Below are 23,047 nucleotides of genomic sequence, written 5' to 3'. Positions count from 1 at the left end.
CTCTCGTATTGTGAGGAGAATCGACAAACCCTCGTAAATACAGGCTTTTTCGACTTTTCACCTTCGTATTTATGCATGATTCGACGGGTAAATTCTACACTTTAAAAAGAGGATGAGTTGATTGGATCAAGTTTTGTCGTCAATGAAGCCTATTATTCGATTTCCAAATAGACCCAAAAATAAGTTGACTCCGTTCTCCTCCTCACCCCCTCCCCTATTCTGCATTTTCCTAATTACCTAAATTTGTTAAAATACGCCGTCCTCTTATTTAGCTTTACTGAAAAACTGATAACCTTGTTCGCTATTAAGGAATAAGGATAAACCTCATACTCCATAGCGATACCGCCTCTATTGGTTGTACCCTTCCGCTTACCCGCCTCTTTGGGAAGACATAGCAAATATCCCCTTCCATCAACAGTGTCTGAAACCCATGAAATCATGAGCTCCTTTTTCACTATCTAGAAAGGGGATACATATTGACCTGCTTTTATTTACTCCATCTGTTTCTGTACATGCCTTCGGTAGATCACGCTCCAGATAATGCCCACACCAATAAAGCTATAGAAAACAACATTTGATACCATGAGAAATGTAGAAGTAGAGAGCGAATAAATGAGATAGCTGCGAACAGCGGCTTCCCCGATTAATAGCAGGCCCCAAGCGGCGGACATCAGTCGGCAAGCTCGGCGGAAGTAGGGGCTCTTCCATTTCAGCTCCTGGGAAGCGGCATTCGCCTCTGGTATGAAGCGCAGCGATAAGCTATAGATTAGGGGTCTTCGCATCCATAGGGAGATTAGAAACACAGTGCCAACGGCTCCCGTAACGAAGGATTCCCGCAGCAGCACTACCCTTTCACTTCCACCCATTAGAGCTAGACCCGCTCCCAGCACAAAGGTGCCGACCATAAGCATACCGAAGCTATCGATGACTCTTTTCTTGGCAAAATAAAAGATTTGCTCTGCCAGTGGTACACAAGTAGCAATGACCAGCGCAGTCAAACCTGAAGTCTTATCCTTTAATGCCATATAAATGAGATAAGGAGCGACTGCGTTCAATAGAATCGTGAGCACAAGGCTCTGCGGGAATCGCTTCATTGCAGGGATCGGAATATTAAACGGAAGATATCTTCGAAATCGACTTGATCCTCATCCTTGGTAATCACCCTTTGAGTACGCAGACCGTAGGTGAAGATCGTGAATAGCATGGACATTTTGGCAGCGTCGATATGAGGCGGGATCGCACCGGATGTCTGGCCAATTTTAATCCACTCCGTAGAGAGACGCAGCGTATAGTGATACAAATTGTTTAAAATAGCAGCGATTTTTGGATTATCGCTTTGACTAAGCAAGTAGGTAAAGATCTTATTGGTCACGGACTGGCTATCTGTATTGGCTAGCATGCCCTTAGCAATCAACTGAACAGGAGAAGCCGCATCCCCCTTGCTCGCTTGGGATACGGATTCATTAAAGCTATCATTAATGGTCTCCATCTTGGAGATGAGAATACGTCCAAATAATTCATCCTTGCCAGATACATAGTGATAAATGGCCCCTTTGGAAAGCCCCGACCGTTCAATAATATCCTGCAGGGTCGTCTGCCGACAGCCTTTCTCATCAATGAGCTTCTCGGCCGTATCTAATATAAGTTGAAAGCTTGCGTTTGGGTTGGTCGAGTCTGACATCCTGTATACCTCCTTCTTTCCCGCTTCTATTGTATACTAACCTTCTGCTGGGTGGTCAAGCTAGGCTTTACCCTGCTGCGATAGATGAACCATTCGGCAATGATCAGGTTGATCCCCCAGGATAACCAAGCGGTGACCTGGTAAGCAGGAGTAAATTCGCCGAACAGCATCATAAGCGGGCCTAGTACAATGCGCAACGTAATACCAGCGAATGTTAATGCATAGCTGCGATACATCCAGTTCCGATGCGCTTCAATGAGCTTTTTGCGTGCATAGCTCACCGACTTGAACGTTGTATAGATCCAAAGAAAATCGAGAGTAAAGAACCCCAGCTTTGCAATCCATCCCCCGCTGGCATAAGCCGACAGGTACATGTTGACCACACCGCTAATCAAGATCGAATAGGCATAGAGCTTACCTACTCTTTTGTGCCAGACTGTACGTTGTTTACCTATTGGATTGCGGAGCATCTGATAGAGCCCTATGGCAAGCGCCATACTGGCAGTGATGATATGAATGTATAAAACGTAAACCCAAGGCTTGTAATGAAAGTCGGGACTCTTCAGTTTGAAATCAACAAGTGCAGCTTGCTTGGCGCTGAAGAAGCCGTACTGAACGATAATGTACCCGACAATAATAAAGACAACCGACAAGACCGCAAGTAGAGTGATTATTCTCTTCGTCCACTTATTCATTGTCCCCATCCTCCTTATTATATACCAACGGTCGGTTTGTCAGTAGACAAAAGATTAGCGACTTGTGTGTTTTTTAGAAGCTGCTGTTTTCGCTGCAGTCTTACGTAGCCCGCATACATGAATGTACGCCAGAGGAAGGTATATATCACTAGCGCCGCAATATACATCGCAAGCATTAATTCAATATCTGGGCGATGATCTAAGCTCAGAATCGGATAGGTGTGGAACACTTTATCGCGGATCAAGTAGCGCACATACGGGAACCCAATTAAGATGACATAGAAGATCCAACTTGACTTGAAGAAAATGCGTCCGCCATCCTTTACCACAAACCTGCTGGTCAGAATATAAGGAATCGCAATGGCAACGCCTAACCCAATGGTCCATAACAGCTGCTCCAGCGTAGCCCTACTTCCCATACAATAAGCGATCCACGGAAGCGGCGCGATTAACAGCCAGTCTCCAAGTAATATACGTACGCCGCTGCCCCTAAATTCTCTTCTCGTCTGCATAAACTGCTTCAATGTAACCCAGATAATCAATGCCCATACACCATAACCAATCCAATCCCATTGCTGCTGTGTCATATTAATTCGCTCCTTATGATCTAATCGGTCACTGCAGACCGACGGTCGGTTTTATTAACCTCAGTATACAAACCGACTGGCGGTCTGTCAATAGGGGGAAGTGAATTTTTCTTCTTCATACCTGCTCATTCATTTCATTTTCATGTTGCTAGTTTATACTACTAGTTATCCTATCGTTTGAAAGTCGGGGCTAATAGCATGGAGTACTTCGACCAATTCCCAATCCTATCCACCGGTCGTTTAGTTCTAAGACAAATGACTTTGGAAGATGCTGCGGACCTGTATCATATCTATTCCGACAAACAAGTGATCAAGTATCTGGATTGGAATGGCCCTTCCGACGTTGAACAAGCGAGAGCATTGATTCTATCGTGGAATGAGCTGTTTATGGACAAAAAGCTGCTGCCTTGGGGAATAACGCGGCAGAGCGACCCTAAATTAATTGGAACGATTATGTACATGCCCTCACGAGGCACTTTCGAGACAATCCCACTATTCCCGCTTTCAATTGGATTTGAGTTATCTACGGAGTATTGGAATCAAGGCATCATGTCCGAAGCTTTGGAGGAGGTTACTCAATTCGGCATTCATACAATTGGCGCTCACCGCATCCAAGCAGATGTCGTTCCTGAGAATACAGCTTCTTTGAGAATATTAAAGAAATTCGGCTTTAAATACGAAGGCTTACTAAAGCAATATCTGAAGCATGATGTGACAAGTATCTTTATAGATGTCGTAATCCTTGCACTGATCTCCAATTGATGGAACGGAGTTACACGAATTTCAAACATAAATCGGGTTTATCCTGCGTATTTTTTCCCTATAGTGGTCTACTTATGCCAACTTTCGCATTTATTTTAATAAAAATTAGATTTTCAAAAAAATTCTTATTAATTTAGTTCGAAAAAAGGAGTAGAATAGAAGTAAGAGTTGTGATCTGAAGAAGTCATGTTTACTGATGGTTCTTTATTCACTGGTAATGATAGGCTGCATCGCATGTTATGGAGTACGACTGTATAACTATGTGAAAAATGGTGCAATCTTCATCACATGCGAACTTACCTGCAAGAACTGACGCAATCGAGACCAACAACTTATTTTATCTCAATGCAAAGGAGGACATTCTCTTATGTCACAAACATCTGCTGGACAAGAGGTAGCTACAGCCCTCGCTGAAGAAAAAAAGTCGTTAGATGTGCTTGATCAGTTAATGCAGCCGGAGGTCCAACAATCTTTGACTGTGCTCGTAGACAGCTTGCCGAAATTGGCCGAAATGGTTACGTTCATGACGAAGGCTTATGATTTTGCTCAAGGCATTGCAACAGACAAAGTATTGATTAATGAGTTCGCGCACGGCATCGGCGAATTCGTCAAACCCGTTCAAGAAAAAGCAAAGGGTATCGCATCGGCAGCAATCGAAGCCGGCGAACGCACGCAATCCGACGCAGGAAGTACAGTCGGACTATTCGGCATGCTCAAAATGCTGAAGGATCCAGAAGTACAAAAAACGCTTCGTTTCGCTCAAGCTTTCCTGAGCGTACTTGCTGATCGTAAGAACGAGAAGGTCTAGTAACTAATTAGGTTGAGAAAGAATGGAGGATGGACATGTCGAAACAAATTTTGATTTTGGGTGGCGGATACGGTGGCGTTCTTACAGCTCTTACCGCTCGCAAGTATTTGTCAGCAGCGGAAGCGAGCATCACGATCGTTAACCGTTTCCCGACTCACCAAATTATTACCGAGCTGCACCGTCTTGCTGGCGGCAGTATTGCAGAGCAAGCCGTTTCGCTTCCACTTAATAAGCTGCTGGGCAGCAAAGATGTCAACATCATCGTTGATTCGGTCAAAGAAATTAAACCTAATGAGAAACAAGTTGTTCTAGAGGGCGGCAGCGTGCACAGCTATGATGCGCTTGTCGTTGCACTTGGCAGCGAAACAAACTACTTCGGTATTCCAGGTCTGGAAGAGAACAGTTTGGTTCTCAAATCGGTTGCAGATGCGAACCGCATTCGTACGCATGTTGAGGCTCGCCTTGACGCTTACAAGAAATCAGGCAACCAGGCTGACGCAACAATCGTTGTTGGCGGCGGCGGCTTGACTGGTGTTGAGCTTGTTGGCGAATTCGCTGACAAACTTCCTGAGGTTTGTCGCAGCAAAGGTATCGACTTCAGAGATATTTCACTGTACTGTATCGAAGCAGGCCCTGCTGTTCTGCCTATCTTCCCTAAAGTATTGATCGAGCGTGCAGTTGAGAGCCTGTCGAAGCGCGGCGTTACTTTCATCACTGGCGTCGCAATCACAGAAGCAACCAAAACAGCTGTATCGCTAAAAGATGGCAATACTATCGAATCCAGCACCATTATCTGGACTGGCGGCGTTAAAGGCAACCCTGTTGTTGGAAGCAGCGGCCTTGCAGAAGATCGCGGCCGTTCGACGGTTTCACAAACGCTGCAATCGACTTCGCATGCAGATGTTTTCCTAGCTGGCGACTGTGCGGTTGTATTCCCTGAAGGCGGCGATCGCCCTTATCCTCCAACTGCTCAGCTTGCTTGGCAGATGGGTGAGACGGTCGGCTACAATCTGTCCGTTATGATCAAAGGCGGCGTTATGGACAAATTCGCACCTGTATTCTCCGGAACACTTGGAAGCTTGGGTCGTAAAGATGCTGTCGGCACAATCGGCGGCAACGGTACTCAGCTGAAAGGCTTGCCTGCTACGTTTATGAAGGAAGCGAGCAATGTTCGCTACCTGTCACATATCCACGGCATGTTCGCACTTGCTTACTAATCCAGCATTTAATTTCACAAGAAGAGGGTCGGATATCCGCCCCTCTTCTTTTTGTGGAGTAGATGAACGCGCCAGTCTTCCATATCTGCAGCTTCGTATAATTCTGATGGAACGGACTGTACAAACGATACATAATTTCATGTCAATTGTATTTTAATTCCACTTAAATACAGCAATACCAGCTACCATCACTAGGATTCCGATGACCTTGTTCCAAGCAAACGGAACTGCCTGAGCACCGAATAAACCGAAGCTATCAATAACAGTAGCGAAAATCAGCTGGGATACTAATAAGATCGCCACCGAATAGGAAGGCCCCAATTGCCCGATCCCCTTCATCACCGAGAATACAATGACGACGCCAAACACACCGCCTAGCAGATAGCCTTTATTCATCGTCTGAATGCCGCTGATTGAACCGTCACGCAGAAGGGCAAATAACAGCAAGGACACGATAAAGCCTGATCCGTGTACAATCGTATTGGTTAACCAGAACCCCGCCTTCTCGCTTACTCTCGTGTTCACGATACCCTGTATGGCAATCGCAATGCCCGCCAATAAAGAATACAAAATACCCGCCATTTACTAACTCCCCCGTATCTTATATCAGCTCAGCTCTCATACTGTGCCTGCTCTACGTATAGAGCTGATTATTTGCTAACTCCTTTAGCCGCTGTTCATTACAGATAAGCAGACGTCCTTTCTCCCTCTGAAGAACGCCCTCCTGGATTAAGCTCTTAATGACTCGGTTCAAGTGACGATAGCTTGTACCGAGCATATCAGCGGTCTCCATCAGCGATGAAGTTCGAATTTCCTCTACCTGCCCTGCATCGGTCTCCTGAGGCAGAAGAGACATCAAATAGCTGGCGAAACGATTCTCCACTGGATACAGCAAATTCATAGCCGAGGCATTGCTCAGCGTATACATCTTGCGGCTAAGATTCTCTATGATGAATCGCAAGAAGGCTGGATTATTCATTTCTTCCTCCAGCATCCGATCCCATTTGATTAGCAGCAATGAGCTTTGACCAACCGCTTCCACGATATTTTTGACAGGGTATTGCCCCATCCATTCCACGTCACCGATCAGGCTAGGAGGTCTCGTGAATCGAAGCAGAATTGATTTCCCGTTAGGCTGCACCGTATAGATTTTTAGTTTACCGGTTACGAGCACATACAAGCCATCCAGAGTATCACCCATTGTGCAGATGGTTTCTTGATTGCCGTAGATCCGCAGCTCCATGGACTCTACAACCTGAGGCCGGAAGATAGTAAGCAGGTTGTTACTGCGAAGCAGCTCGCTGATCGCTTGAGCATCCTTTATCCTTTGCAAGGCGCATCCCCCGTTCGTTGGTACTAAGTGTAAGTAATCGCATCTGTGATGGAAAGGACATATGTCCTTTTTTACGTCCTTTTTCGAATATGTTTTCTGCAATTGTGGAACTGTTATACTTATTACAATTAAAACAAAAAAGCGAAATGACCGTTGAGAGAACCTTCGCTTTATTACTATGGGGGTTACGATGCATTTACATAAGGGAGAAACGCTATTTCGCCAAGGGGAATCCGGCCAGCTGTATCATCTTAAGAGCGGTCTCTTAAAAATCGTTCGCATAAATGAGGACGGCGTTCCATTTCTCGTGAATATTATTATTCCAGATGAAATCATCCCGCAACATTCCCTCATTAGCCCCAATCCCTACAATGGCACGGCGATTGCGCTCGTTCCTTGTGAGGTCGAACCGGTATCCTCGTCACAGTGGTACTTCGAACTTGAACAGTATCCGGCCAAATGCAGGGATATTGCACTCTTACTGCAGGACAAGCTGCGCATGATGCAGCAGCGAATTGATCAATTAACTGAGGTGACGCCAGCTCAGAAGCTGCGCAAGCTGCAAGCTTGGTTTAAGACCTATATAGGCCCAGCACCCATAACGGATGTCCTCACACAGGAGGAAATCGGCCAGCTTATCGGACTTCGCCGGGAAACTGTCAATCGACTGCTCCGGGCCGAATCCACACCGGTGGAATAATAGATGAATAATGCAATAAAAATGCACGCGGCGAGAGAATCGCCGCGTGCATTTTTATTGATCAATTTGACTGAAAGTAAATGAAGCCGTACCTTCAACACCCGTATTCACACGGAACAATCCACCGCTGTGAGGCTGTTCGGATAGTTCACTTCCGGATAAGCCATTGCGCGCCGTTGTAATGTAGAGGATGTCAGATCCTTCACCCGCAAAGGTGCAGGAGGTCACGTATTGGCAAGGCACTTCGACCCTCGCCAAGCGTTCTCCCGTGTTCGGATTCCAGCGGCAGACTGCCCAGCCACCCCATTCTGCAATCCACAGCATGCCTTCCCGATCCACAGTCATTCCGTCCGGAAGCTCAGAGCCTTCCTCGAAACGAATGACTGTCCTTTTCGCAGATAAATCGCCAGTTGCTATATCGTAGTCGTAGGATACGACCTCACGTGTTATCGAATCGATGTAATACATCGTTCGGTCGTCCGAAGACCATGCAATTCCGTTGGAGCACTTGACCCCGTCGAAGTTTTTTCGAACTTGAAGATCCGGTCCAAGCGTGTAGAAAGCTCCTTCCGGCTCTTCTCGTGACGAATACGTTCCAGCAAGAAATCGACCGGCACGATCACATTTGCCATCGTTAAACCTTGTATGCTGCAAATGGGCTTCGGGGTCTGCGATCGGCTGCAGCTCTCCTGTGTCGATATCCAGCAGGTAAAAACCTCCAACCCCCGCTGCGACGGCTCCTCCTTGCTCGCGCAAGGCAAATGTTCCAATAGGTACACGCGTTTCGACTTTGCGAACACTTCCACTGTCCGGCCAATATCGATAGATGCAGCATCCATCAATGTCCACCCAAATGAGGGAACCTCCCGCAGCGTCCCAAACCGGTCCTTCTCCTAATTGACATGCACAATCCACTACCAACTCAGCCTGCATCATCTTTATCATCCGTTCGCCCTCCTAATGATATATTCTATTTACTCCATTAAATTCCAGAAACGCCAAGGCTCGATTCGTTCATTAGCAGCGTTGGCTCCAGCACGATTTTCTCAAAAAGCTTCCGCTCTTTGTTTCGTTCCTTGCGCATAATAATCTCGGCAGCGATAGAACCGATTTCAAAGGCGGGCTGTATGATCGAGGTAATTCTAGGCCGAAGCAGCCCCGTCTCATCGGTTGCATCGAAGCAAGCCACTGCAATGTCTTGAGGAATCCTTAGCCCCTCCTCATAGATGGCCTTGATTGCACCATACAATAGAAAATCGTTGGCAGCAACCAAAGCTGAAGGCCGTTCATCCCGCTTTAACCACTCCGTCATGATCTGATAACCGCTTTCGTTTTTGAACTCACCGACCCCAATCCATTCGTCCTGCAGCGGAATGCCATTGTCCTCGAGGCATTTCTGGAAGCCCTTTTTCCGTTCCGAAGCTGTTGATTGATTCAGCGGTCCTGTAATAAGCGCTAGCTTACGATGCCCCTGATCAACCAGATGCTGAGCAATGGTGTAGCTTGCTTTGACATTATCGATCGTGACCAGATCGAAGTTGTCATCCGTGTCCGGCAGGTTGTCAATAAAGACGAAAGGGATCCCTGAATTAATATAGGGCTGGAACAGCTTGGGATCACCACCGACGGTGGCAATAACCAGTCCGCTTACCTGATTCTGCAGCAGAACCCGTACATATTCCTCCTCTTTGCCGATCTTCTCATCTGTATTGCAGACGAACACATTGTAGTCGTTTGCGCTTGCTACCTTCTCTACACCCTTAATGACCTTGGCATAGAAGCTGTTGGAAATATCCGCTACAATTACACCCAGCGAACGAGTACTCTTACGCTTCAGGCTTCGGGCAACCTCATTCGGCTGATAACCAGACTCCTTAATGGCAGCCAAAATGCGCTCTCTTGTCTCCTTCCCAACTCTGCCGGTACCATTAATGGTTTTGGAGACTGTGGACACCGATACATTCAATTGCTTCGCGATATCCTTGAGTTGAATCGTCATAACCCCCTACCTTATTCTGAGATAAATTTTCCCAAAATAATAGGAAAATCTTATTAAAAGTAAGTTACATGCACCTACTAAGATTTATTTAGAAAATAATTGAGTTTCACCATTTATAGCCTGCTTTAAACAATACTACATTTCCTGCTCTTTCGTTAGTATTGATTTTGTTCATGACAGCTTGATTAGTTATCCATTGTCCGCTGTCGCTGTCCGTTGTCCGTTGTCCACGACCATGCATTGCGCCGCCATGAACCGCGGCTTGTCTGAAGCTAATAACAAAGTGACAGCCACAATATCCTGCGGCTGTCCAATGTGGCCAATCGGTATAAACTCACAAATAAGAGCCGAGCAATTATTGATGGCCGGCTCTCCTCGAATCTTCCTTCGATCAACAGCATTTAGGTCTAATAGCTAAAGAATCTAGGACATGGCTCTGGATCAAATGGGTATATAGGCTTCAGCAAGTGCTCATATTCGAAATGCTGTAAATTCGCGCTGCAGCAGCCAGGCGAGTCCACGTGAATAACCTTCCGCGCATAGGTGCCAAATGCAGTCTGCCATGCGATCGCTGATTTAACGACAATTAGATGAAATTGTTCAGGATCAAGCCCAACCGAAAGAATATGGCCCGGATCCCATGGCGCAACCCGCTTCTCAGTTAACACGATCGTAAGCTTGCCGCATTCGATGACTGCTGTTCGCCCCATGAATGCTTGATGTCCAGTCATGTAAGAGCCGCGATGGCGATAAACACCATCAAACAAAAGCCGCACCGTACCTTGCACGATAACCGGCTCACCATGCCTATCTCCGCTCTTACCGCCGATCGCTTTGCTGAATTCCCCACCAATACCAGCCAAATTCGCAGTGTCCACTGCATCGGCATCACGGATCACGATCAGTGATCGCTTGGGAACTCCGACTAGCAGCGCCAACACATGCGTCGCATCCGCAGGTGCACCGCCTCCCACATTATCAGAGCCCTCAGCGAGAATTACGTGGCCTTCTTCATAGGCAAGGGCAGCCTGAATGGCTTCGCTAGGCGGCATATAATCGACCCTAAATTCGTCTCTTCGCCCAATCGCCATCTGTGCCAACTTAGATGCGCATCGTTCAGCCAAATTCGGATTACCGTCTGTTGTCACGACGAATGACATTCCTGCGTCGGCGACATCGCTGTACGGAAATCCTCCAGCCACCGTAACGTTTAATACGCTTGGATCCAATTTCATAGAAAACGCGACTTCCATTAGCTCCTTCATAAGACCGGCTGTCGTCAGCATCGCCTGCGGAGTAATCAGCATCCCCGTATGCACGTAAGCTCGGGTCGGAACGATGTCGCCTTCTATTAAACGAACAAGCAGTCCCACTGCATCTATTGCTCGCTCGAACATATCGATATGAGGATAAGTATCATAGCCCACGATAAAATTAGCCAGTTCCGCCATATCCGGACTGATATTACCATGCAGATCCAATGTCATCGCTATGGGAAAGCCGGTCCCGAACCGGACGCGCAGTCGCCGCAGACACTCGCCCTCCAGATCCGGATAACCTTCCGCTACCATGGCCCCATGCATGATGATGACTAAACCGTCAGCATCAGCATCAATAGAGCCAATAAATTCATCCATGAGCTGTTCAGCGGCTGAAGAAGTGACCATGCCGCTTGGCGTTGCTGCCGTGTAAAGACCGGGAACCAATTCGGCTCCGAGCGCGGCAGCTGCTTCGATAACACCGCCCATTGAGGTTTTTGTACCCTCATAACGCCCGAGAAAAGCATCCATTCCACTGATCCATTCACTCCAGAAAGCATCAAGCTCCGTCAATCCAGGCGCAAAGGTGTTCGTTTCGTGGAAAATACCTGCAACGGCAATTTTCCATTTCCTTGAAGTAGTCATCCGATCAGCCCTCCTGTCCAGCGTCGATCCCACACCAGTCGACGGCAATTCCCGCATACCAGCGGATCAATTCGACATAGCTGTCCAAATCCAGAAATTCATCATTAGAATTCAAGCTCATGAATCTGGCCGATCGGATTGCAGAGCACCTCGCATCCGCTTTCGCGAATGACGACACCCTTCTCCCAACGGATTCCGAACGTATCTGTCGTCATGAACGTATCCACTTGGAAGGTCATATTAGGCACCAGCAAATAGTCTGAGGAGGTTTCCATCCATGGCGCCTCCACTTCGATCATGCCCGTTCCGTGGCAAGGTCCGTACAAATAATTTTTCTCATACCCATTGTCTTTAAAATATTGAAGAAACCCTTCCGCGACGGAACTGGCCAGCACGCCTGCTTTCAGGTTAGCCTGAGTCCATTCATGAGCCTTCAACCCAAATTCGATGATTTCCCGGCGCTCGGTAGTCAGCTTACCCATACTGATCGGCATGCCGATGCTCGGAGAATACCCGTCCACCTTAGCGGACAAATTCAGCTGCACAATGTCTCCTTTGTTGATCACGCGATGCGATGAACGCGAGATTGCATGACGAGTCGATTTCTCGCTGAAAATATACATGGGAAGCCCTTCGTACTCCGCTCCGTTCTCGTAGATAACTCTTTGGGCAACGCCAACCATTTGGCACTCCGTCATACCGGGACGAATCGTGCGGATAACCTCGCGTGTCGCTAGCTCCGTTATGCGGAAGCCTTCGCGCATGCAATTGAGCTCGTTCTCTGATTTAATTGAACGCAATTTGATCATAATTGCATCCGCTCGTACTATCTCAGCCTCCGGAAAGCTGTTCTTAAGCCCATCCATCATGATCACGGTCGTATCCAAGAAGCTGGCAACGCCGATTCTAAGCTTTGAGCCATTAACGCCTAAGGACTTAAATACGTCACCATAAGTATCCGGCTTGATCTGTGGATAGCTTGGATCCGCGGACTCGCGGTACTCCATCATGCAGAAGATGTTATCGATGTGACTGAAGTCGGACGCGTAAATCGTGCTTTCGGGTCCGACCAGCAGGGCAGCTTTTCCCGATGCAGCAATTGCCACGCCAGCCCGTTCGAACAAAGGCCAGAATCCGCTGAAATATCTGACATTGGCGTAATCCGCTTCATTAGAGTTAACGATCAGTATATCTAGTCCCGCTTCCGCCGTTAGCTTCGCTGCTTTCTGAATCCGCTCCTGGTATTCATGATCAGGAATTTTTACGTGAGTTGTCATGGTTTCGTATCTCCTCGTCGGATCGAATGTAAATCTTATACGCTAGCGATTTGAACATCATGAGCCTTATTCCACAGGCTGGCGAATTCGTCCGCACGATGGAATTCCGCTCCTAAATCTTTCAAACGGTCTATGAGAATACCAAACTCGCTCATCGCCTTATCTCCGCAATTCAGTGTAAGGAAGCGATCCGGAGTGACTCTGCATTCCCCGAAATGGTAGCTTTTTTCAAGCGGAATAAATTCCCACGGGTGAAAATAGAAGCAAAGCACGACAGGAAGCTCTTTTTGGCGCATGAACTTAATAAAGCTGTCCACGCGTTTCATCAATGCATTGGCTCCCTTGGTCCGAAATAACGGCCACTGATCTCGATCCCGCTCCAGGCCCGGGTCCTTGCTCTTCATGACCATGTCTGCGAAATTCGGAATTTGGAGAATGTTCAGATTGCCTTCCTTGGTCCAATCTTGCTCGCTAGGATGGTAAGGAACGAGTCTTTCCCGGTAGAAGTACATCGGATAGGATGCATCAACCACGTAGTTAAGCTCTTCCAAAGCATTCACCACCGCCGTGGAGCTCCACAGCCTTGGGCAGCGGAACGAAACCGGCTGCTCTCCCAGCACTTCCTCCACCCATTCCGTAGCTTTGCGAATACGGAAGGGCACTTCTTCGGGAAGCAGCGGCACGACGCCTGGAATCGGGAATAGCTGGTCGCCTACCGTCTCATGGAACAAGGAATGGGTTCCAACCTCATTACCGCTTAGCTTCACAAGCTCTACGCTTTCCGGATTTCTGCGGGCTGCATCACCGGTATAGAAAAAGGTGCCTTTGATTCCCTTGTTGTCGAACATCTCCACTAGTGGCGCAGTCGCATTTTTCACGCCGTCATAGTAGGGAGTGAAGCTGCCAACATCCGTTTCCATATCGAAACCGAAGATTACATGAATTTTGTCGTTCATCGTTCTCCCTACTCTCTATGAATTCGATATCTATTCACTGAAGCCCATTGTCGTGTAGAAGGCCATATTATCTTGTCTAGTATCTAGTCTTCCATATTGGACGACTACAGGAATATCGCTAACGACTTTAAGCGCATATTGCACTTCCCTCGGAATCACAAATCCATCTAAGTCATCCGGGTTATCCAGCCGCAGACAGCGCACCCTTTCCCCTTCGACCTTTAACCGAATATCCTTGACCGGCTCACGATCCGTAAAATAAAGCGTTATGCTGAGATTAGCCACATTAGGATCCAGATTAAGCACAATAACCGACTCATGCCCTTTCAGTAGGGAATCTCCTGCCGGCGGCAGTTCACAGTCGGGGAATATCCATAATGTATTGCCTTGACCCTTATTCATGTCCTCACCTCCTCATCCAAGTAGTGGATTTCAGTTTGGGGTAACGTTTTCCCAAATAAACTAAAAGAATAATAGTCTTTTAATCCTCATTCTTCGACATAAGCCCTTTATTTTACGAAAAATCCATTGTACGCGCCTATATATCGCCTATTTTGTGCAAATACATTTGGTACAACGTTTTCCCAAATTATATTACCATATTTTAGAGTTGTCAATCCTAATATTGATACTGTACTATTACGGATCAAACGATTATCTTTTGCGATCATACGTCGGGTCCGTCAATGCAAGGGAACTGCGATATTGCCCAAATTCACTTTGAAGCACGGAGCGAACCTGATTGATTTTCCAACGTAAATGATCCGCATCAGTCATATATTCCATACTAGGCTCCCAGCCAAGCCTTGAATCCGCCTCCACGATCGGTATAGTGGCCTCAGCATTGGCAATCTCCCGCTCCGCAAGCTGCTCCATTTGCTCCAATAATTGAGAAGCTTGACTAGCATCCCCTACGGTAAACAGCCGCTGCTTCAGCTTCCACCATTGCTTCACATGAATGGTGGTTTGAACGGAACGGGCAATAAAGCGGCCTAAACCGAGCATGCGCAATGCGTCCTCCATCTTTCTGCCTGGCGTAAGAGCAAGGGCCTGTTCCAAGAGACCATTCCCAGTATCCAAAAGCTTTAGCATGCGCTCTAAACTCCGTAACTCGACGTCTATACGGGATATCCCGAGTGATTGTCTCGGATCGTCCATTGGCGAGTAATCCGTCTCAACGATTTCGTTGCCGAACATGGCATGCTTCGCTGCAGGCATACGAACCCCTTTACGGAATACGAGCGGGTAAGAAGGACCAACCCGAAACGGACCATACTGATCTTCATTCGTCGAGATATAGCTGCGGATTGCCTCGCTCCAATGCTTCCATGCTTCCACTACAATTGGAGCAGCCCTTTCGCTGAAATCACGTTTGGCAAGCATCGCCAGTACTTCCTCGTAAGACGGACTCGGGCTCCAGTATCGCTGCTTGGTTATATCGCTGATGAATGACGGCCACCAGCCGTAATGGTGGGATTCCATCAATCCGCACAGACCCCAATCCTCCTGAGCTTTCAATAAGGCGGAATGTCTTCTGTTCCACTGATCGGGAAACGGCTCATACGGGATAACTCCGATATCCCAAGTGAGTCCCCCGGTGTTACTCATCGCGTACAGCTTGATGCCGCGTTCGCGGGCAACTTCGGCCTCGCTGCTGAAATACTCTCCTGGCCCGACATTAGAAAGCGTATAGTCGACGCATACATGAGTCACATCTTCATTGCGGATTTGCTCGAACATTTCGAAGGTCACGAGCAGCGTAATGTTATCCGGAAGAGCGTGAATGAGCTTCAGCCGATCCTCTTTCGGTGCCCAGCCCCAATTGTAAGTCCAGAAAACAATATCCGCCTCCGAGTTATGTGCACGTATAGTCTTCGATAACAGATTCAGCCATTGAGGAAAATCGGTACACGGCCACCAGCCCGGACTCGGTTTGGTCTGCGGTTGGTCAGCAGGCCAATCGAGGCGAAGCTTACCTGTCGTATTCGGATCTTTGCTCGGGAATTCGCATGATTCTCCGACCAGAATGACGCCTTTGAAGCGCGGACAAGCTTGAAATACCTTGCCGTAAGTGCTCTCATAATAGGCGGGTGCATCCGGATCGTCAGGATGAAGGCGACTGCTTAGATAGCTGTACACATACACATCCAACCCATATAAAGCAGCGCGATCAATCAGATAGTTAAAATCTTGATACCCTTCGGGCGTATGATCCACATCCTTCACGAACACCATTACCGCATCGATGCCCGCATGTGCCATCGCATTCAAATGGGCATCGGGATAGCGATCCAACCCCCAGCCGGAGTGGGCCATGCGCGGGGAAAACAGCGGCTCACGCACGGTATCCCGGTACTCGAATACGGGTGCCTCACGCAAATTCATCTGATCCTCAAGGTAATAGCTGCCCTGAGCAGCACCACGATCGTCATATCCGCAGATCACGATGCGGTTAACCTCGGCGGCGATGCGATAGCTGCGGGATTTTACAAGCTTATCACCGAATAACTGAAGCTCCTCCTTCGTGGCTAGCACAATGACACGCTCACCCGAGCTGGATTGTTCCTGAACGTCCTTCACACGTGACAAGCGGACAGAGACATGCATGCTTGTGAACAAATAGTCCTGCAAATCCTTAGCCGTATTCAGGAGAAGCGCTCCTGCCGTTTCACTAACAACAATGCTCCAATCATCCGAGATCTCCAATTCATCGTCGGAAGCACGTACATTGGGATCACGGCGGTTCTTCTTATGTACTTCTTCCAGTCTTCTGCGAAATTCGTATTTGCTTTCCATTCCTCTTCTACCCCTTCCTATAAAACACCTTCTGTATCGACGTCTCACTCTATAACTAAGCCTTTTATTCGTTCTCGTATATAGACGATTTGACACTTGATAGATAAAAAGAAGAAATATAAGGTTCTCTATGCCATATACATTACCTAAAATAAAAATTGCCACCCTACAAAGGAGTGGCATTTCTTGTTTAAAGGGTCTATCTCAACGTCGCATAAGTTTCACGGCATTTAGACACTTATAGATATTTCTCTCCGATCATCCTTTTCAATACTCCACCACGACCATTGCGTATCCGTGCACCTTCGGCAGGGAAATGCGAATATAGCCATCCATTTCATCGGGAGAATCGTACCGGTTGGCTTTATTCGAGGGATTGCTGATGATGATAGGCTGAAGGTACCCATTCAAAATTCGCAAACAACAAGGCTTCGTCCGGCCAGCCTTCTTCCGGCTTGCAAAGCTCCAAATAATTGACGTCTGCCCAGCTGCCCAGAGCTTCTCCGCTCTCCTCATGCCGGAACGATTCCGGCGGGAGGGTAAAGGTTTGCCACGCCGCCGCGCCTTCAATAGAGGCGGAACACCGATAACTGAGCGTGTGCGACGGAAAATGACGCTGCTGTACGATGATTGTAAAATCGGCGGCATGCCGGCTCAACAGCTGAAAGCGAAGCGCCTCGCCTTCCATCCCCCGATATTCCGGGTCTCCCAGCCGATACGTAATGGGAGAAAGCTGTTTATCCGGACGAAAGCCTAGTACACCATCCTCGCTCACAGCTGTCGTTAGCGGGCTGTATCGGCGGGGAAACGGATCCGCATTGGGGGTGTTCGTCACCCAGCCGTCCAAGCCGTCCCGGCCATCGTAAATGAGATTGGATCGGTGTTCTGGAGGCCAAGCGCAATCATCCGCATTCGCAGCTCCGGCACCGCCAAGCGTCTCCGTCACTAAGCTGCTGGACAAACAAATGCCTGATTCATAGAACACGTTGGCATAAGCATAAACGGTTCCACGGTAACCTGTTACGCCTAGTGGTGCTCGCCACGCTTCGCCGTTCGCAACGGGAGCGAGCTGTCTCCAATGGCGGGACACCGCATGCGGATTTCCGAGCGCACAATTGGCTTCTATCCGGGTTACGGGTTGAGCAGGATCGGGCTTGATCATAAGCTCAAGACGGCCCGCCTCATCCATTTGAAGTGAAACCTCCGGTGTGCCGGGCCATTGCTCTTCCCCTTTGAGCCATGTATTCATCCATTTGTGAACATTTTCCGCCTGTTCCCAATGGATATAGTGATTAAAACCCGACGTGAAAGCCGCTCTTCGCGGAGTCTGCTCCGGCAAGGTAGACAGGACATCGAACGACCGGTCCATCTTTCCGTAAAAATCATTGGTCGCACTCAAGTACAACATGGGACTGCGAATAGAAGGCGCATAGGCTTCCGGCTCCATCACGCGCTTCCAGATGCAACTATCTTCATCGGTATATTCAGGCTTCGTCCCTGTCACGAGGTGAAACTCTTCCTTGAAGTTGTGCCAGCCAAGCCCGTAAATTACACATCCTGCACGTATACGTTCATCCATCGCCGCCATCGTCCATAACAACGTTCCTCCCATGGACACTCCAAAAGCGCCGAGCTTACCCGGGTCGACCTCCGGCTGTTCGGCCAGCAAGGTTAATGCCCGCCGTCCGGCTTCAGCCCATTCGTACCAGGAGGAGGCTCGCACATTCGGGATGGTCGCCATTATTTGTTCGCCGGAGTCCGCTTCATTGGCGTGCGCCAAGGCGGTGCCCCATTGCGTATAAGCCTTGCCGTCCGTTCTTCTTCCACCCCAGTTAAACGATAACGCAGCATAACCGCGTTCATTCCAATAGCGCAGAATGTCTTGATTAACCGTTTGCCCTCCTCCATGAACGTGCAAGATGCCGGGCAGCTGCTTGCCGGGCAGCGGAGCGCTGTAAACTGCGTAAATCCGAACTTTCTCCGCTCCGATCGTTTTTCCCGTAAAATACATTTCTTTAAAGCCATTCCCGTCTTCCGTCCACTGCTTCAATACTTCGACTTCCAACGGCTCCCGGCTCGGGTCATAATCCTTCCATACTTGCTCAGGCGTCAGCATTTCCCCTTGTAACATAGGTTATCCCGGCCTCCTCAATTTGAATTTCTTATCCCTCCACCCTTTCACAGAACCAGGCACTGGAAGCACTGACAGAATCAGGAGAAGTGGCAGGAAGTCCCGGATAGTCAGATTAAGACTCCGTAAGTGCTAGAGACTTCCGATAATCGGGAAATTCGTTGTCCAGGACGCTTCGAACCTGAGCTATTTTCCAACGCAAATGCTTCGAATCCGTCATATATTCCATGCTCGGCTCCCAGCCAAGTCGGGAATCGAATTCAACAAGCGGGATGGTCGCCTCGGCATTGTCGATTTCCTTCAACAGCAACGCTTCCATCTCCTCCAGGATATTTCCGGCGATCTGGGGGCTAGGCTCATTAAATAGGCGTTGCTTCAATTTCCACCAATGCTTAACGTGTATTGTCGTTTGTACCGCATTCAAGATAAACTGATTCATCCCAAGCAATAGACGGCCGTTGAATTGCTTTTTCTCTGAGGTTAGCAAGAGCGCGCGCTCCAAGGATAGATTGCCCTGACGCCATAATACGGCCATCCGTTCAAGCTGCCTGATCTCCACATCAATTCGCGAGACTCCCAAGGATTGGCGTGCTTCATCGGCTGGAGCGTAATCCGTCAGCACGATTTCACTGCCGAACATGGCATGACTGGAAGCTGGCATAGTAAGTTCCTTACGGAATAAAGCTTTGCGGAACACCATTGGGAAAGAAGGTCCCACTCGAAAGGGGCCGTATTGATCTTCATTCGTCGGAATGTAGCATCGGATACCTTCGCTCCAGTGCTCCCAAGCTTGCAAAACCATCGGCACCGCCTCGGCGCTGAAATCCCTTTGAGCTACGGCCGCGAAGGTTTCTTCAATCGGAGGGCTGGGACTCCAGTATGACCACTTCGTAAGATCGCTTATGAAGGAAGGCCACCAACCGTAATGATGCGATTCCATAAGCCCGATCAATCCCCATTGGTCTTGCGCCCTGTGCAGGGCAGAATGTCTTCTGGCCCATTGGTAGGGAACCGGTTCATAAGGGATGACCCCGATATCCCAGGTTAGCCCACCCGTATTGCTCATCGTATATAGCTTGATTCCACGTTCATGAGCAGCCCTAGCTTCACTAACAAAATACTGACCCGGGCCTTCAAATGAAACGCTATAATCCACGTTTATGCTAGTTACGCCTTCATGCTTGATCTGCTCGAACATTTCAAAGGTAACTAACAAGGTTACATCGTCTGGAATGTTTCGTATGAGCTTCAAGCGATCCTCTTCGGGCGTTCCGCCCCAATTGTAAGTCCAGAAAATAATGTCTACGTCCGGATTATACTTACGAGTGACCTTCTTGATCATGTTAAGCCATTGCGGATAGTCCGTGCAGGGCCACCATCCTGGGCTTGGCTTTGTCTGCGGCTGATCCGTAGGCCAGTCAAGTCGATGCATTCCAGTTGTATTCTCGTCTTTACTAGGAAATTCGCATGATTCCCCGACAAGCACGACTCCCTTCAGTCGTGGACACGCCTCGAACACCCTGCCATAAGTGCTGTCGTAGTAGGCTTCAGCGCCACTATCCTCGGGATGCTTTCGACTTAGCAGGGAGCTGTACATATACACGTCTAGACCGTAAAGCTCCGCCCTGTCGATCAAATAGTTAAAATCCTGATATCCTTCCGGAGTCATATCCACATCTTTAACAAAAATAAGAATAGCATCGATCCCGGAATGAGCCATCGCATTCAAGTGAGCATCCGGATAACGATCCAGCCCCCAGCCGGAATGCGCCATACGTGGCGTAAATAAGGGTTCCCGGCAAATGTCTTGCGTGCGGATGAACGGCGCCTCGCGTAAATTCATCAAATCTTCCAAATAATAACTACCTTGTCCAATGCCCCGCGAATCGTGTCCGCATACCACAATACGTTCACGTTCGGCTTTAATACGGTAACTGCGGTTCTTTGCCAGTTGTCCTTCCCATTCCGGTAGCTGCTCCTTGTCTCCAAGCACGATAACGCGTTCACCATTACGGGCGATTTCCGCGATATCAACCACGCGGCGCAATCGCAACGAAATATTCATGCTCACAAGAAAATAATCTTGCAGATCCTTCGCGACATTCAATAGAACCGAACAGGATGGATCAGGAATAATAATCTGCCAATCCTCATTGATCTCAATCTCGTCCGACTGCGCTATGAACTCCAGATTGCGGCGATCTGGCTTATGGACTTCTTCAAGCCGTCTGCGAAACTCGTAATTTCTCTCACTCATACGGTTGTCCCATCCTGAAGAAACACGCTAAATTGTTCCTGCGCCTCGTTCTTCTTGACCGTGTAGCAGTATGCATCGGTAATTTCATTACCAGATCTGGAGCAGCTATAACGAAGCAAGTTTCCTTCTCCGGAAATAAGTGCTCCATCAATAGCGAAGAATACGGCGGTGAACGATCTAGGCCCATTAATGAGTTGCACTAGTTGGGGGGTGCTTAGCTTAACGTTGCCTTCGTTATCCGATACGGATAATCCGACGAATTCTGCTTCAATCGTTGTTTTCTTCAGAATGGAACCGACAACGAATATCTCATCCTCATGTACAGGAATCGGAATCGGTTTCCATTCTGTTTCGGCTTCGAAAGCCATGCTGGAACGAGAGCCAAGCGGGGTCATTCGTATGCTGCTCATCCCCCCCTGAGTGAACGGGATAACTCCCTGATCGGCAAGAGGAACGGCGCTGTACAGGTTATCACGCAAATAGCTGAAATCGACTGAAAAACCGCAGAAATCGCCGAGGGACGGGTGGATTCCCACCTTGGTATTCTCACTGTCGCGGGAATAACGGCGTACGCCGGACAAGTTTACTCTAATTCCCGGTTCATTGCTGATATCAAGCTTTGTTACCCGGCAATTGTCTAATACGATTACGGGATTCTTGAGAACATGATAGAAATTATCGCAGATCTCAATCGTAGACACGTCTTCCTTTAATCCATCCAGGTCGGGATCCCTTCCAAGACAATGAAACTCAATAATCGAGCCGCTGTTAGCTTCGAAATAATTGTTGCGTATCGAGCCGCTCGCCACATTGGAGTGGATCACGATTGGATCTGTCTGACCCTCCAACAAGTTGCCTTCGATCCGAAACTGGCCTTCAAGACTGCCGAAGTAACCATAACCAGGCTCATGTACCCGCTCGAATAGAATTTTACCGCCCTGCTCTGAAACATTGTTAATAAAATTAAAGTTCGTTACACCTCCGTAAGCATCGGAGTATACCGCGTAATGATTTCCTGTAAAATCGCTTGCCGAGAAATAACAATTCGTAACGTTTAGGGTGCCAAGCCCAAAGGTTGCACTGCTCCAAATCGCCTTGCGGAATTTAAACACTCTGCAGTTGTCAAACACACAGGGTCTTGGAGGTGCACCCAGGACTGGAAATGCCGGTCCGGTTACCTTAACGACAGACTGCGGTCCATCGTGATAGCTGCGGAAGAAGGCTCTCTCAATTAAAAATCCGAAATAGCCGTGAAGAGGCTCCGACTGCTTGATATGAAATAAAGCTTCGATGCCTTTGCCTGTAATGTAGCCCGTATCCATATGGATCGAATAATCCGAAGGATTATGGCTGGTTGGTACGGAAGAGAATTTCGCATGCGTGCTGCCTTCCAGACAGAAATTTCCGTCAAATACGTTCACCTCATGCGCGAACAAATAATTACCATGATTAAGCTTTACCGTTGCGACACCAGTCTGGCTCATAACCAAAAAGCACTTCTCGAATGCAAGCGAGCTATCCGTCCCAGAAACAATCGGCAAGTCGGTAACCCTCTCGTCAATCTTGGCATCTCCTACCGCCCCGAACCATTCCGGCAACCAATGGGTGAGCGATTGAAATCCTTGGAAGACAACCTTTGCCGTACCTGAATTACGTTCGTAAGGGAAATCGAAGATTGGATAAGGACCCGCGGATAACTTACCGTTTAATTCCAGCACAGCCCCCTCTTCTAGGACCAACGTCGCTCCATTCTGAAAATTGACTTCAACGTGCGCCGGTATCGTTATTGTTCCAGTCAGATAAGTACCTTTAGGCAGTACAACGGTTTGATAGGGAGCCGCTTCGAAGGCAAGACGGAGAGCTTCTGTGTCATTCGTTATCCCATCCCCAACTGCGCCGTAATCCCGAACATTCACTACTGTTATATTTGGCATGATTGGTCAC

The 23,047-nt window shown here is 48.3% G+C and carries 21 protein-coding genes; 4 read left to right on the top strand and 17 right to left on the bottom strand.

Going from position 1 to position 23,047, the window contains the following annotated elements:
* Window positions 1–491 precede the first annotated feature (491 nt).
* From EKN16_RS24340 to EKN16_RS24325, 4 genes are read right to left on the bottom strand one after another with little or no spacing between them, the layout of a single operon-like run.
* Entirely contained in the window at window positions 492–1,094 is a 603-nt protein-coding gene (locus EKN16_RS24340; protein WP_125663181.1) for a VC0807 family protein, read from the bottom strand.
* A complete protein-coding gene (locus EKN16_RS24335; RefSeq protein WP_125663179.1) occupies window positions 1,091–1,681 on the bottom strand; it encodes a TetR/AcrR family transcriptional regulator in 591 nt (196 codons plus the stop codon). Before EKN16_RS24335 ends, EKN16_RS24340 begins: the two co-directional genes overlap by 4 nt.
* Window positions 1,682–1,707: 26 nt before the next feature.
* Entirely contained in the window at window positions 1,708–2,376 is a 669-nt protein-coding gene (locus tag EKN16_RS24330) for a DUF2306 domain-containing protein (protein ID WP_125663177.1), read from the bottom strand.
* 17 nt (window positions 2,377–2,393) lie between these two features.
* Window positions 2,394–2,963, bottom strand: coding sequence for a CcdC protein domain-containing protein (locus EKN16_RS24325; protein ID WP_125663175.1), 570 nt, complete (start codon window positions 2,961–2,963; stop codon window positions 2,394–2,396).
* Between the two features lie 198 nt (window positions 2,964–3,161).
* Between EKN16_RS24325 and EKN16_RS24320 the strand changes: the two genes are divergently transcribed.
* From EKN16_RS24320 to EKN16_RS24310, 3 genes are all read left to right on the top strand, one after another.
* Window positions 3,162–3,725 carry a GNAT family N-acetyltransferase gene (locus EKN16_RS24320; protein WP_125663173.1) on the top strand — a complete coding sequence of 188 codons (564 nt, stop codon included), beginning with the start codon at window positions 3,162–3,164 and terminating at the stop codon, window positions 3,723–3,725.
* Window positions 3,726–4,092: 367 nt separating this feature from the next.
* A complete protein-coding gene (locus EKN16_RS24315; protein WP_125663171.1) occupies window positions 4,093–4,533 on the top strand; it encodes a DUF1641 domain-containing protein in 441 nt (146 codons plus the stop codon).
* 35 nt (window positions 4,534–4,568) lie between these two features.
* Window positions 4,569–5,750 (top strand): NAD(P)/FAD-dependent oxidoreductase, encoded by a 1,182-nt coding sequence (locus EKN16_RS24310; protein WP_125663169.1) that lies wholly within the window; start codon window positions 4,569–4,571, stop codon window positions 5,748–5,750.
* Between the two features lie 153 nt (window positions 5,751–5,903).
* On the opposite strand, the gene EKN16_RS24305 is transcribed toward EKN16_RS24310, so the two are convergent.
* Together EKN16_RS24305 and EKN16_RS24300 are read right to left on the bottom strand one after the other, a co-directional pair.
* On the bottom strand, window positions 5,904–6,332 hold the full coding sequence (locus EKN16_RS24305) for a DMT family transporter (RefSeq protein ID WP_125663167.1): 429 nt from the start codon (window positions 6,330–6,332) through the stop codon (window positions 5,904–5,906).
* Between the two features lie 52 nt (window positions 6,333–6,384).
* On the bottom strand, window positions 6,385–7,083 hold the full coding sequence (locus EKN16_RS24300; protein WP_125663165.1) for a cyclic nucleotide-binding domain-containing protein: 699 nt from the start codon (window positions 7,081–7,083) through the stop codon (window positions 6,385–6,387).
* 190 nt (window positions 7,084–7,273) lie between these two features.
* On the opposite strand from EKN16_RS24300, the gene EKN16_RS24295 reads away from it, so the two are divergent.
* A complete protein-coding gene (locus tag EKN16_RS24295; RefSeq protein WP_125663163.1) occupies window positions 7,274–7,783 on the top strand; it encodes a Crp/Fnr family transcriptional regulator in 510 nt (169 codons plus the stop codon).
* A gap of 54 nt (window positions 7,784–7,837) precedes the next feature.
* Here the strand turns inward: EKN16_RS24295 and EKN16_RS24290 are convergent, their stop codons facing one another.
* From EKN16_RS24290 to EKN16_RS24240, 11 genes are all read right to left on the bottom strand, one after another.
* A complete protein-coding gene (locus tag EKN16_RS24290; RefSeq protein WP_125663161.1) occupies window positions 7,838–8,728 on the bottom strand; it encodes an SMP-30/gluconolactonase/LRE family protein in 891 nt (296 codons plus the stop codon).
* A 37-nt stretch (window positions 8,729–8,765) separates the two neighbouring features.
* Complete coding sequence (locus EKN16_RS24285) at window positions 8,766–9,782, bottom strand: LacI family DNA-binding transcriptional regulator (protein WP_125663159.1); 1,017 nt, start codon at window positions 9,780–9,782, stop codon at window positions 8,766–8,768.
* 189 nt (window positions 9,783–9,971) lie between these two features.
* Window positions 9,972–10,145 carry an SDR family oxidoreductase gene (locus EKN16_RS33825; RefSeq protein ID WP_375782050.1) on the bottom strand — a complete coding sequence of 58 codons (174 nt, stop codon included), beginning with the start codon at window positions 10,143–10,145 and terminating at the stop codon, window positions 9,972–9,974.
* 44 nt (window positions 10,146–10,189) lie between these two features.
* Window positions 10,190–11,686, bottom strand: a complete 1,497-nt coding sequence (locus EKN16_RS24275; protein WP_125663157.1) for a M81 family metallopeptidase — start codon at window positions 11,684–11,686, stop codon at window positions 10,190–10,192.
* A gap of 104 nt (window positions 11,687–11,790) precedes the next feature.
* Entirely contained in the window at window positions 11,791–12,963 is a 1,173-nt protein-coding gene (locus EKN16_RS24270) for a M24 family metallopeptidase (protein ID WP_125663155.1), read from the bottom strand.
* 35 nt (window positions 12,964–12,998) lie between these two features.
* On the bottom strand, window positions 12,999–13,919 hold the full coding sequence (locus tag EKN16_RS24265) for a polysaccharide deacetylase family protein (RefSeq protein ID WP_125663153.1): 921 nt from the start codon (window positions 13,917–13,919) through the stop codon (window positions 12,999–13,001).
* Between the two features lie 30 nt (window positions 13,920–13,949).
* The gene (locus tag EKN16_RS24260; RefSeq protein ID WP_125663151.1) at window positions 13,950–14,321 is read right to left on the bottom strand and encodes a sensory rhodopsin transducer; all 372 of its coding nucleotides are present in this window, start codon (window positions 14,319–14,321) and stop codon (window positions 13,950–13,952) included.
* A gap of 252 nt (window positions 14,322–14,573) precedes the next feature.
* A complete protein-coding gene (locus tag EKN16_RS24255) occupies window positions 14,574–16,715 on the bottom strand; it encodes a hypothetical protein (RefSeq protein WP_125663149.1) in 2,142 nt (713 codons plus the stop codon).
* 364 nt (window positions 16,716–17,079) lie between these two features.
* A complete protein-coding gene (locus EKN16_RS24250; RefSeq protein WP_125663147.1) occupies window positions 17,080–18,846 on the bottom strand; it encodes an alpha/beta hydrolase family protein in 1,767 nt (588 codons plus the stop codon).
* Window positions 18,847–18,961: 115 nt separating this feature from the next.
* Window positions 18,962–21,103: a hypothetical protein gene (locus tag EKN16_RS24245; protein WP_125663145.1), complete on the bottom strand. Its 2,142-nt coding sequence runs from the start codon at window positions 21,101–21,103 to the stop codon at window positions 18,962–18,964.
* The gene (locus tag EKN16_RS24240) at window positions 21,100–23,037 is read right to left on the bottom strand and encodes a glycosyl hydrolase family 28-related protein (RefSeq protein WP_125663143.1); all 1,938 of its coding nucleotides are present in this window, start codon (window positions 23,035–23,037) and stop codon (window positions 21,100–21,102) included. Before EKN16_RS24240 ends, EKN16_RS24245 begins: the two co-directional genes overlap by 4 nt.
* Window positions 23,038–23,047: the final 10 nt, after the last annotated feature.

The organism is Paenibacillus baekrokdamisoli (assembly GCF_003945345.1).
Taxonomy (GTDB): domain Bacteria; phylum Bacillota; class Bacilli; order Paenibacillales; family Paenibacillaceae; genus Paenibacillus_Z; species Paenibacillus_Z baekrokdamisoli.
The sequence above is the reverse complement of the archived record's forward strand: the minus strand, read 5'-3'. Positions and strand labels throughout refer to the sequence as shown.